9 protein-coding genes are annotated in these 12,228 nt (G+C 70.4%); 6 read left to right on the top strand and 3 right to left on the bottom strand.

The window, feature by feature from the left end:
• The first annotated feature begins 2 nt into the window (after positions 1-2).
• The 6 genes from QQM67_RS20355 to QQM67_RS20330 all read left to right on the top strand — a co-directional run bounded on the left by QQM67_RS20355 (position 3) and on the right by QQM67_RS20330 (position 5,906).
• The gene (locus QQM67_RS20355; protein ID WP_314175404.1) at positions 3-695 is read left to right on the top strand and encodes a hypothetical protein; all 693 of its coding nucleotides are present in this window, start codon (positions 3-5) and stop codon (positions 693-695) included.
• A 217-nt stretch (positions 696-912) separates the two neighbouring features.
• The gene (locus tag QQM67_RS20350; RefSeq protein WP_314175403.1) at positions 913-2,064 is read left to right on the top strand and encodes a Gfo/Idh/MocA family protein; all 1,152 of its coding nucleotides are present in this window, start codon (positions 913-915) and stop codon (positions 2,062-2,064) included.
• A gap of 34 nt (positions 2,065-2,098) precedes the next feature.
• A complete protein-coding gene (locus QQM67_RS20345) occupies positions 2,099-3,286 on the top strand; it encodes a dihydrodipicolinate synthase family protein (RefSeq protein WP_314175402.1) in 1,188 nt (395 codons plus the stop codon).
• On the top strand, positions 3,286-4,146 hold the full coding sequence (locus QQM67_RS20340; RefSeq protein WP_314175401.1) for a sugar phosphate isomerase/epimerase family protein: 861 nt from the start codon (positions 3,286-3,288) through the stop codon (positions 4,144-4,146). Before QQM67_RS20345 ends, QQM67_RS20340 begins: the two co-directional genes overlap by 1 nt.
• 396 nt (positions 4,147-4,542) lie before the next feature.
• The gene (locus tag QQM67_RS20335; RefSeq protein WP_314175400.1) at positions 4,543-5,058 is read left to right on the top strand and encodes a hypothetical protein; all 516 of its coding nucleotides are present in this window, start codon (positions 4,543-4,545) and stop codon (positions 5,056-5,058) included.
• 302 nt (positions 5,059-5,360) lie between these two features.
• Complete coding sequence (locus tag QQM67_RS20330) at positions 5,361-5,906, top strand: hypothetical protein (RefSeq protein ID WP_314175399.1); 546 nt, start codon at positions 5,361-5,363, stop codon at positions 5,904-5,906.
• Positions 5,907-5,938: 32 nt separating this feature from the next.
• Here the strand turns inward: QQM67_RS20330 and QQM67_RS20325 are convergent, their stop codons facing one another.
• The 3 genes from QQM67_RS20325 to QQM67_RS20315 form a co-directional block, all read right to left on the bottom strand.
• Entirely contained in the window at positions 5,939-6,520 is a 582-nt protein-coding gene (locus tag QQM67_RS20325) for a DinB family protein (RefSeq protein WP_314175398.1), read from the bottom strand.
• A gap of 143 nt (positions 6,521-6,663) precedes the next feature.
• A complete protein-coding gene (locus QQM67_RS20320; RefSeq protein WP_314175397.1) occupies positions 6,664-7,236 on the bottom strand; it encodes a hypothetical protein in 573 nt (190 codons plus the stop codon).
• Positions 7,237-7,244: 8 nt separating this feature from the next.
• Entirely contained in the window at positions 7,245-11,942 is a 4,698-nt protein-coding gene (locus tag QQM67_RS20315; protein WP_314175396.1) for a DUF6531 domain-containing protein, read from the bottom strand.
• Between the last annotated feature and the right edge of the window lie 286 nt (positions 11,943-12,228).

Raw genomic sequence — 12,228 nt, 5'->3', positions numbered from 1 at the left:
GCATGAGCACTTCGCCAGGAGTGAGCGCCTCCCGGGCACCCCGTGAGCGCGGCGATCTGTTCGGGGCCCGCTTCGAGCTCTTCGCCGACGTGCTCGCCGTCGGCCTCGCGGTGGCCGCCGCGAGCCTGCCGCTGATCACCTTTCCGGCCGCGCTGTCCACGGCGTGCACGCTGCTGCGGCGCCGCCGCGCATACGGCGAACCGTGCACGGCCCGACGGTACTTCGCGCGGTTGCGGCGGCGGATGGCACGGCCCGGCGAATGGGGCGCGGGCGCGGTCGTGCTCGCGTTCGCGGGTCTGGTCGCCGCCGACGCGGGACTCGCGGGCGCGGGCCTGCCGGGCGCCGCGCCGTTCGCCGTGGCCCTGGCGCTGATGGCGGCAGCGGCGGCGGTCACAGGGCTGCGGGCGTGCGCGCTGCGGTCGTCTGACGTGGATACGGACGCGCAGGGCACCGGTGTCGCTCGCACGGACGGGCCGCGTGCCGCCGCGGAGCACGAGCCGCCGGGCTGGCGCGCCGCCGTCCGGGCGGGCGCCGTCCGCACCGTGCGGGATCTGCCGGGCAGCGGCCTGGTGGCGCTCGCGCTGTGCACCGCGGCCGCGTGCGCCTGGGCGCTGCCGCTCGTGCTCGTCCTGCTGCCCGGACCGCTCGCTCTCGCGCTGACCGCCGTGGAACTGCGGTGCGAGCCGGACACGTGAGGCGGGCCGTCGTCCGCCGCAGGCAGGCGGCGGGCGCCCGGGACGGGCCTTGTGAAACCGGCGGAGCAGGGGCAAGCTGGCATCGTAGAAAGCGCTTGCCGTCCGAGTCGGGATCACCTCTGCCGTTCAATCTGTCATCCGGCTTTCCATCCGGCTTCCCGAGCCGCATCGCCGTCCGACCTCTCATCCATGCCGCGGACCCGAAGGAGACGACCACGTGACACGCAGGACAGTGCGCATCGCCATGAACGGCGTGACCGGACGCATGGGATACCGCCAGCACCTCCTCCGCTCGATCCTCGCCATCCGCGAGCAGGGCGGCATCGATCTCGGTGACGGCAGCGCACTGTGGCCGGAGCCGGTGCTCGTCGGCCGCCGCGACCTCGCCCTCAAGTCGATCGCCGAGCGGCACGGGCTGGACGAGTGGACCACCGACCTCGACGCCGTCCTCACCGACGGGAGCATCGACGTCTACTTCGACTCCCAGGTCACCAGCGCCCGCGAGGACGCACTGCGCAAGGCCATCGCCGCCGGCAAGCACATCTACACCGAGAAGCCCACCGCCACGGGCCTCGACGGAGCCCTCGCCGTCGCGAGGCTCGCGCACGCCAAGGGCATCAAGCACGGCGTCGTGCAGGACAAGCTCTTCCTGCCGGGGCTGCTCAAGCTCAAGCGCCTCATCGACGGCGGCTTCTTCGGGCGCATCCTGTCCGTGCGCGGCGAGTTCGGCTACTGGGTCTTCGAGGGCGACTGGCAGGACGCGCAGCGCCCGTCCTGGAACTACCGGGCGGAGGACGGCGGCGGCATCGTCGTCGACATGTTCCCGCACTGGGAGTACGTGCTGCACGGGCTCTTCGGCCGGGTCACCTCGGTACAGGCGCTCGCCGCGACGCATATCCCGCGCCGCTGGGACGAGCGGGGCGAGCCGTACGACGCCACGGCGGACGACTCCGCGTACGGCGTCTTCGAGCTCGAAGGCGGAGTCGTCGCGCAGATCAACTCCTCGTGGGCGGTGCGCGTCAACCGCGACGAACTGGTCGAGTTCCAGGTGGACGGCACCGAGGGCTCGGCCGTCGCCGGGCTGCGGCGCTGCCGCGCACAGCACCGTTCCGGAACCCCGAAGCCCGTGTGGAACCCGGATCTGCCCGCGACGGAGTCCTTCCGCGAGCAGTGGCAGGAGGTGCCGGACAACGAGGAGTTCGACAACGGCTTCAAGGCCCAGTGGGAGCTCTTCCTGCGGCACGTCGCCCTCGGCACCCCGTACGAGTGGGATCTGCTCGCCGGAGCGCGGGGCGTCCAGCTCGCCGAACTCGGGCTGCGGTCCTCGGCCGAGGGACGGCGTCTTCCCGTCCCCGAACTGTCGCTGTGACGCCGTCCGTTCCAGGCCGCGAGGGAGAAGCCCCGTGATCCGACTGCCCGATGAGAACGGGACGTTGCGCGCGTACGAGCCGCGGGACCGGCCCGCTGACGCCGTCGCGCGGCCGCGGGCGGATGCCCGTCCGCCCGCCTCCCGTACCGTCTTCGCCGCCGCCCACGTCGTCGCCGATCCCTTCAGGGAGGCGCCGGGCACCGGCGCACCGGCCGCGCTCGACTGGGACGCCACGCTCGCCTTCCGCCGTCACCTGTGGTCGTACGGGCTGTGCGTCGCCGAGGCCATGGACACCGCCCAGCGCGGCATGGGCCTGGACTGGCCCGTGGCCGCCGAGCTGATCGAGCGCTCCGCCGCCGAGGCGCGGGCCGTCGGCGGGCGCATGGCGTGCGGCGTGGGTACCGACCAACTGGAGCCCGGCGAGCACGACTTGGTGAGCGTGCGGGACGCGTACGAGGAGCAGTCCGAGGTGGTGGAGAAGGCCGGGGCGCAGCCGGTCCTCATGGCCTCGCGTGCCCTCGCCGCCGTCGCCCGCGGCCCCGAGGACTACCTGGACGTCTACGGGAACCTGCTCCGCCAGTCGGCCGGGCCCGTCATCCTGCACTGGCTCGGGCCGATGTTCGACCCCGCGCTGGAGGGCTACTGGGGGAGCGCGGACCTCGACGCCGCCACCGGCACCTTCCTGCGGATCATCGAGGAGCACCCCGGCAAGGTCGACGGCGTGAAGGTCTCCCTGCTCGACGCCGGCCGCGAAGTGGCGCTGCGCCGCCGCCTTCCGGAGGGAGTGCGCTGCTACACGGGCGACGACTTCAACTTCCCGGAGCTGATCGCGGGCGACGAACTCGGCTTCAGCCACGCCCTGTTGGGAGTCTTCGACCCGCTCGCGCCGCTCGCCGCCGACGCCGTACGCCTCCTCGACGAGGGGGCCGCGTCCGGAGCGGAAGGCACGGCCGGCTTCCGGGCGGCGCTCGACCCGACCGTCCCGCTCGCCCGCCACCTCTTCGAGGCGCCGACGCGCTTCTACAAGACGGGAGTCGTGCTGCTCGCCTGGCTCGCCGGACACCAGGACCACTTCGTCATGGCGGGCGGCATGCAGTCGGCGCGCTCGCTGCCGCACCTGGCGCGCGCGTACGAACTCGCCGACGGGCTGGGCCTGTTCCCCGACCCCGCGCGGGCCGAGGAGCGCATGCGCCGGCTGCTGGCCGTACACGGGGTGAGCTGATGAGCGCCGCCGCGGGGCTCGCCCGCTTCTCCATCAACCAGGAGACCGTCAAGCAGCTCCCGCTCCCCGAACTCGCGGACGCCTGCGGCAAGCTGGGCATCACCCAGGTCGGGCTGTGGCGCGGCCCGGTACAGGAATACGGCCTGGATGCCGCCGCACGCCTGGTGCGGGACGCGGGGCTGAGCGTGACGTCGCTGTGCCGGGGCGGCTTTCTCACCGCGACCGACCCGGCGGAGCGGCGCCGCGCCCTCGACGACAACCGCGCCGCCGTCGACGAGGCGGCGACGCTCGGCACCGGCACGCTGGTGCTCGTCTCGGGCGGGCTGCCCGCCGGCAGCCGCGACCTCGTGGCCGCGCGCGAGCGGATCGCGGACGGGCTCGCGGAGCTGGGCCCGTACGCGGCCGAACGCGGCGTATGCCTGGCGATCGAGCCGCTGCACCCGATGTTCGCCTCCGACCGCTGCGTGGTCTCCACGCTCGGCCAGGCGCTCGACCTGGCGGAGCGGTTCCCGGCGGACCAGGTGGGGGTCGTCGTGGACACGTACCACGTGTGGTGGGACGACCGGGCCCCGGAGCAGATCGCGCGGGCGGGCGCGGGCGGGCGCATCGCGTCCTTCCAGCTCGCGGACTGGGTCACGCCGCTGCCCGAGGGCGTGCTGGTCGGGCGCGGCCAACTCGGGGACGGAGCCGTCGACCTGCGGCGGTTCCGCGAACTCGTGGACGCGACGGGCTTCGACGGGCCCGTCGAGGTCGAGATCTTCAACGAGGGGCTGTGGGCGCGCGAGGGCTTCGAGGTCCTGGCCGAGACGGCGGAACGGTATGTGCGCCACGTCCTGCCGGAAGAGGCTCAGAAGGGCTGAAGAAGAAATTCCGGATCGTGTGCAACCGTACCGGGGTGTTGTAGGTCTTACCTGGTACTTGGGCCTCTACGGGGGGATCGAGAGGCTGAGGGGGGCAGAGGGGTCCGGCGGTTGTGAGCACGGCAGCCGGACCCCTCAATCTTGCCCGGGCGCGTGGGGCGAGGGCCCGGGAGCGGGTGTGCGGGCGCTTGAATGCTCCATGCGTCCGCGTCCCCAACTCCCTTCCCCAACTCCCGTCCGCCGCAAGGGAGTCGGCGCCCGACGGGAATCGCCGGACAGGCCAAGTCACGCATGCCGAGGGGTCTTGTTACCGGTGGTTGCGCCACTAGTGTCCGCGGGTACACGTGTGTAAGCGGATAGTGGTGTGACCCGAAAAGACTGCTCTGGAGTGTGCGCATGCCGACCACATGCCCGCGGTGCGGAACGAGATCACCGGAGACGTCCCAGTCCTGCAGAGAGTGCGGCCGCGATCTCTACCGCGTCTCGTATCCCGCCACGCCGGGCACGCCCCGGCTGGGCCTCCGGATCGACAGGCTGCCGACGCGGATGACGGTGGGCCTCGCTCTCCTCGTCGTCGGCGCGGGCGTCTCGGCAGGCTTTCTCCTTCAGGGCCAGGACGAGGAGCCGACCTCGAAGGGCAGGATCCCCGCCCAGGCCGTACCCCACGAGCCCACACCGTCGGTGACGCCGTCCTCGGCCGAACCGTCCAAGACGAAGGCACCCCCGAAGCCGGCCCCCACCACGACGCAGCCCAGAGTCACCCCCACGCCCACGCCCACCCCGACGCAGACCTACAAGGACCCGTTCGCTGAAATCCCCGAAGCGCAGCGGGCGTTGGAGTTCGCCGACGAGGTGACGAGGGAGTGGGCGAGCCCAGGGCCCACGAACTGGGGCCAGTCCGACGGCTACTGAGCTCGGGCCGACGCCGGCCCGGTAGCACGAGGGGCGTTCCGGCATCCCGCACCAACGGCCCCCTGCCATACGGGGGTTGGGATGCGGAATTCGTTGTGCATTGCCGAGCAATGTGCTTCCGGGTGTCTTGTTACCGGCGGTCGCGCCGCTAGTGTCCGCGGTCACGCGAGTGTAAGCGGAAAGTGGTGTGACCCGGACGAACGCTCTGGAGTGTGCGCATGCCGACCACGTGCCCGCGGTGTGGAACGAAGTCATCCGAGACGTCCCAGTCCTGCGCGGACTGTGGCCGTGATCTCTATCGCGTGTCGTATCCCGTCTCGGCGGGCGCGTTCCGGCTGAGCTTCCGGAACAACCGCGTGCCGGCGCGGATCACCGTCGGCGTGGCGCTGCTCCTCGTCGGCGCGGGGGCCTCAACAGGCCTTCTGCTACAGGGCGGAGGCCAGGGGGAGGACCCGACCTCGAAGGCCAGGATTCCCGCCCAGGCCGTACCGAAGAACCCGTCCCCATCGGCGGCACCTTCCTCCCCCGAGCCCTTCAAGGCGACGAAGGCACCGTCGACGCCGGTCCCCTCCGCGACGCAGCCCAAGGCCCTCTCGGCCACGCCCTCCCCGAAGCAGGAGTGCGCGGGACCGCGCGCCGGAACGCGGGAAGCCCGCAGGGCGTTGGAGTCCGCCGACGAAGTGACGCGGAAGTGGACGGGCCGGGGCGCCGCACACTGGAGCGGCGGCCCCGCGGCGTCCGCCGGCGACCGCCCGTGGTGGACGCGGTGCACCGCCACCGGGCCCGACCGCGACGGACGGCCACCGGGCGCTCGCAACTGGCGAGGCGGGGGCGCCGGGCCTCAGTGACGGCGAGTACTGTCGGGCACCGCCTCTGATCGTCACTGGCCTACGCGACCGTCGATCCGCTCGCGCAACAGGTCGACGTGACCCATGTGACGTCCGTACTCCCAGACCATCCCGACCAGCGCCTCGCGCAGCGACATCCGCCCTCCACCGCTGCCGTGCTGGTTCAGGGGGTCGTCGCCGGTGACGTCGAGGCTGGACGCCCCGTCCACAAACCGCTCCGCGAAGTCCACTTCGGCACGCCATGCGTCCCACGCCTCCGCCACCACCTGCGGGTCGGGGACAGCACCGTCGAAATCACCGTCAGGTGCGGTGTCGGAGCAGTACAGCCGGGGCACGTCCTGCCCCGACAACATCCCCCGGAACGTCCGGCGCTCCACCTCGGCCAGGTGCCGCACCAGCCCCAGGAGCGACATCGTCGAGGGCTCGACGGAACGCCGCGCCATGGCCTCCGCATCGAGACCTGAGCACTTCATCTCCAACGTGAGGCGCGCGCAGCGCAGGCACTCGACGAGCGTGGTGCGCTCATCGCCCAGCGTCGGCCCGCTCTCGCGCGGGTCGTCGGCAGAGGGCTTGCCGTCCGCGGTGAACATGTCGGCTCGTCGTGTGGTGGCCATGGCGACAGCATCTGCTGTGCGGATGGGGGCGGACAAGCGATTAAATGCCCGCACTTGTGGGGGACTTGGGCGGCCGCTCTGAATGAAGCCCCCGATCAAGGTCCGGCATGATGGCGCGGCTTCAGAAGCTGCTTCACGTCGTCTTAGAAGCCCATCGGGTTGGGATGGACCTCGGCGTCGGGATCTTCGGACCAGACGAGGCGGAGCGCTAGCTTGTCCGGCCCGAGGAGACCGGCCAGGAGTTCGGCTGCCCATCCGTTCCAGTAAACGGAGGTGGGGGCGCCGGGGACGCGGAAGGACGGCGCGTCGAGGGGGAGTCGGTCCGGTGCGAATACCGCCGTGCGGATCTCATCCAGGACGCCTTGCGGCGGTGTGGACGCGGCGTGGTCGAGGCAGTCCACTGTGCGGCGAGGAAAGTACACCTCGTGCTGCGGGCTCCGCTCGCCGAGGACGGCGAGCGGGATGAAGTAGCCGTGCGGAGCGAAGCGTTCGCGTACCTGGTCGAGGACGCGGAGGCTCAGGGCCGGGCAGTACGGCGAGCTGACGGGGTAGTCCGCGAACTCTTCAGCGTCGTCGCCGTGCCACCGGCCGTGGACGGCGGCAGGGACGTTCACGTCGGTTCCGGTGTAGCACCACTCCAGGAAGACGTCGTCGGTGACCCTCACGGTCTGAAGTCCGTCCCGGAGTGGCGGGAGGAGTCGGTAGACGGTACGCATGGCTCCTGCTAGTTCACCTTCGTCCAGTAGGCCCAGGGCGCCGGTTGGCCACCGGCGAGTTCCTTCGTGACTGACGTGCCGATGTTACGGAGTTCCCCCCGCAGTTCGTTGGCGATGTCGTCCATGCCGAGACCCCTGCGGACAGCAGCCTGCTCGACGTCGTTGAGTCGGTCGCCGACGCGGTCGAAGAAGGCGTTGTAGTGCGTGAAGTTGTGCGGCCTGTGGTGGCCCAGCGGGATTCCGTTGGCCGCGTCGTTGATGTCGATGCCGTAGTAGTACAGCAGTTGACGGGTGTGCGCGGCGCGGTCGTTTCCCGAGGGCACGATGTGAGCGGCCGCTTGCCCCGGGCCCTTGCCCCGCCCCTCCGCTGTCAGGTTGTCGTTGAGCAGCTTCGCGTTCTGCCTGCAGGACAGTCCGTTCTCCGACTTGAGCCCGAGAGGATCGATCAGGGCCAGGGGGTTGGCGACGTACGCGACCGGATTCGGTGCGGCCTCGAGACCGAGGGGATCGGGCGTCACGAACCGGGCGGTGTCGGGGTCGTAGTGGCGGAAGTAGTTGTAGTGGAGGCCGGTTTCGGGGTCGTGGTACTGACCGGGGAACCGAAGCGGGGTGTAGGCGGTGGCGCCGGGCATCCAGCCGGTGGTGCCCCACACGGTGGAGCGGGCCTGCCAGGCGATGTCGCCGGATTCGCTGATGAGCTCGGTGGGTGTGCCGACGAGGTCGGTGGCTATGGCGAAGAACCGCGCATCGACTTCTTCCTGGCCCAGGGGCTTGCGCTCGTACTGGGACAGCGGGGTGTTCATGTCGTGGTCCCAGGTGAGGGTGACCCCGCTTGCGGAGCTGATCTCCTCGCAGAGGCGGTGACCGTCCCAGGAGAACATCACCGTTTCGGCAGCGCTGCCGTCCGCGGCGAGGCGGATCTTGGCGGTGCGGCGGCCGAGCGGGTCGTAGGTGTACATCCACCGGGTGCCGTCCGGGGTGGTGCAGGCGGTGAGGCGGTCCTCGGCGTCCCATGTGTAACGCCAGACGTCGGGCTTCCGGGACAGCCGGGTCTTCCTGCGGAGGACGGTGCGGCCCGCGTCGTCGTAGGAGCAGCGGAGCGAACCGGCCGACAACAGCCGGGTGCCGGTGTAGCTGCGTTCGCCGCGAACCGCGCCCAGGCCGACGGTGTCGGGCCACTCGGCGGTGGTCTGGTTGCCCGCCCGGTCATAGGTGTAGTGCTCGGTCCAGCCTTCCGCAGTGACGTGCAGGGGACGGCCGGACGGGTCGAGGTCGTAGCGGGACGTGGTGCCGGTCATCTCGTCGGTGACCGCCGTCAGTTGATCGTCGCCGTTATAGCGGTACATGCGTGAGGTGAGCCGACGGCCCGGGGTCACGGTGGCGCGGGCGGCGAGTCGGCCGGCCGGATCCCAGGCGGAGGTGACGGCGACCGGGGCGTGTTCCGGGCCGCAGGCGCGGGTCAGCTCGCGGCCGAGCGCATCGTGGGTGACGGTCGTGGTGTGCCCGTCGACAGACCGGTGGGTGATGTTGCCGACCTGGTCGTAGGTGTACGTGGTGACGGTGCCCGTGGGAGTGGTGCGAGAGATACGGCGGCCGAGGCTGTCGTAGGTGAAGCGCATGGTACGGCCGTTGACCGTCTCAGCTGTGATCCGGCCCCGTGCATCCCGTTCGTAGGCGAGTAGCGAATCCGGGGTCTCACCTGTGAGAAGCCGTCCGGCAGCGTCGTAGGTGAAGCGGGTCACGGTGCCTGCGGCGTCCTTACTGAGGATGCGGCCCATCGCGTCGCGGGTATAGCTGACCGTCTCGTCGGCGGCAGTCGTGTGGCCGATGATGCGGCCCACCGCATCGAGTTCGTAGCGCTGGGTGCGCCCGTCGAAGTCGGTCTCGCATATTCGGCGGCCCTCGGCATCGAGGGTGTATTCCCAGGTCAGTCCGTCAGGTCCGGTGACGTTGGTGAGACGCATCTCGGTGTCGTAGAGGAATGTGTGGCGCGCCCCGTCCGGGCCCGTGCGGGCAGCCAGTTCACCGAAGTGCGTGTACTCGTACGAGGTGGTGGCGCCGCTGGCATCTGTATGGGCGAGCAGGTTGCCCTCGGGATCCCACTCCCAGGTCTCGCGGGAGCCGTCCGGGCGACTGCTGGTCAGGGGCTGGCCGTCGACGGTCCAGGTGAGACGGGTGCTTGCGTCGAGAGGGTCGGTGTAGGTGACGGGTCTGCCGAACGCGTCGCGCTCGATGGTCAGGGTGTGGCCTGCGGCGTCGGTAACGGTGACAGGGAGGCCGGCCCGGTTGCACGCGTACGTGGTGACCGCGCCGAGGGCGTCCGTGGCAGTGGCCACAGCTCCCGTGGAGTGTCGCGTGAAGGTGGTGACCGCACCGTCGGGTGCCGTCTGGCAGACGAGGTTTCCCCACTCGTCGTACTGCTGCAGCCACACCGTCCCGTCGGGGCCGGCGATGCGCGTGGGGAGGCCGAGCGCGTCGTATTCGGAGGTGACCGATGTGCCGTCCGGGAAGTGGACGGCGGTGGGGTTTCCGTCCTCGTCGTACTCGTAGCGAGTGGTGTGGCCCAACGGGTCGGTGGACGACAGGAGGTTGTTGCGTGCGTCCCATTCCTGGGTGGTGGTGTTACCGAGGGGCCCTGTCTCGGCGATCACCTGGCGGGCGGCGTTCCATTGGATGGTGGTGGTCGCACCGGTCGAGTCGATGTAGCGGGTCACATGTCGGGCGTCGTCATAGATGAACCGGGCCGACATGCAGCCGTCGGGCCCCACGGTGCGGGTGACGCGGCCCCGCTCGTCGTACTCATACCGGTAGACGGTGCCCTTGCGGTCCGTCCAGGAGGTGATGCGCAGATCGTCGTCGTAGGTGAAACGGATCGGCAGGCCAGAGGCGTTGATCACCTCGGAGAGGGAGCCGGAGCCGTCATAGCCGTAGGACATGAGCTCGACCGGGCCGCCAGGGGTGGCCAGGGCGACACGGGTGACGCGTCCGGAGTCGGTGCTCAAAGTGAGGCGGTAGCCGCCCGAGTGGGCGAGTGCTATGGGTGTGCCGTCTTCCCGCCGGGAGATGTCGATCTCGTTGCTGTTGCGGTCGGAGAGCCAGGACAGCCAGTGCCAACCGGAGGCGGACGGAGTGTCGGAGAATCCGCGTAACAGGCCGGAGGCGGGTTCCAGGATGGCGTAGGTGTGTTCGCCCAGTGTTCCCGCGCCCTCATAGCGGAGGGGGAGCCGGGGCCCTTCGAGCGGCACGACCTGTTCTTCGGAGCCCGCCGCGGGCAGGTGCGGGTAGGCGAGGACGGAGCCGTCGTCGCGAGCCCAAAGGACGGTTCCATCCTCATGGACTTCGAGGCGCTCATCGAGGGTGGAGGCCCACGAAGGGCCGAAGAACTGGCCGTATCGGTACGTTGAAAGATGCGTGCGTCGCAGCACCAGAGGGAGTACCCCAGGAAGTTCGAAGTCCTGCTGAGCGAGAAGCATTTCCCCTGTGGCAACGTCCACGGGATCGGTTTTGAACAGCTTGCACTTCAGGTCACGACCGAGCTGTTTCAGGTTTCCCATGGCGGCGCTGAGCTTTCCAGGACGGACCTGGGAGCCGTCGCCGCGGGAATCCTTTCCTCCGCTGCGGCCGGGGCCCTGGCCGCGGGCGTCGGGGTTGATGCCGCGGAGGTCGTCGGTTATGCCACGCTCGTTGTCCCGGTGGCGTTTGGCCATCGAGCGGACGCCGCCGGGGACGCCCTCGCCGACGTGTTTGGCGACCTTCTTCAGGGCCTTCTCCGAGCCGTCGAGCGCGCCGTGGAGGACGCTGTCGAAGGCCTGGGTGAAGGGGTCGCGGCCCTTGGTGCGGCCGAAGGCGCCCTTGGCGCGGCCAAGCGGGGCAAGGGAGTTGGTGTGCAGGTCCGAGCCGTGGCGGGAGAGCTTCTCCGCGCCGTTGTCGAACTCGTCCGGGTCGATACGCATCCGGCCGCCGCCGCCACCGCCGCCGCCCGCACCGCCCCCGCCGCCGGAGGGGCCGTCCGCGGAGGCCAGGTTCATGCCGCCCGGCTTGCCGCCGCCCGCGTCGTGACCGCCGCCACCGCCACCGGCGTCGCCGCCCCCGCCGCCTTCGCCGCCGCCTCCGCCCTCGCCCGGCGGCAGATGGATCGCGTCGTCGGCCAGGTCGAGGATCATGTCCTCGGTCATCTTCTGGAGCTTGCCGGTGACCGGTTCGGTCACCTCCGCCATCAGCCGGGAGACGATCTCCTCCTCGGCCTCCTTGATGATGCGGCGGATCAGCTCCCGCATCGCCGCGGTCTCCGCCGCGCCGATCAACGCCGACAGGCCGCCGGTGACGAAGGCCAGGCCGATGGAGATGCCGATCGAGGCTGCCATCGCGCCGAGTTCGACCTCGGCCTTGATCTTCATGCCGTAGATGATGTCCGCGACCACGTCGCACGCGGTGGCGAACAGCCGTGACACCTCGGGGACCTTGTCCAGGTGGGAGCCCTTGACCTTGCCCCAGTGCTCCTGGAGCGCGTCGACGGCGTAGCCCTCGCTGGATGCGAGGATGCGGTTGACCGCGGCGTGGGCCTCGCCTCCGTGGCCCTCGAACTTGTCGGCGAACTCCCGCATGGCGTCCGCCATTTCGCGGTAGTCGTCCTCGTCCACATTGGGCCAGTTGATCCCGATGAAATCGAGGATCTCATCCAGCCAGCCCGGCAGAACGTAACCCATCCCCCGTACCTCCCCCAGGTACCACGACCTCAAGGCCGCCCCAGCGGCCCCCAGTTCGAACCGTCGTCCAGTCTAATGAATGTCAAGATGCCCTGCACAAGGGATAGTTCGGACACTCGGACAGACAACACGGGCAGTCGGACAGACAACACGGACAGACGGACGGACAGACGACACGGACGGACAGACAGACAACACGGACGGACAGACGGACAGACAGGCAGACACACGGGCAGGGAGCCTCGCCCCGGCGACAGGCGAGTGGCGTCGTCCTGCTGCGTACACC

This window comes from Streptomyces winkii, from assembly GCF_032248595.1.
Lineage (GTDB): Bacteria > Actinomycetota > Actinomycetes > Streptomycetales > Streptomycetaceae > Streptomyces > Streptomyces winkii.
This window is presented reverse-complemented; position numbering and strand designations above follow the sequence as displayed.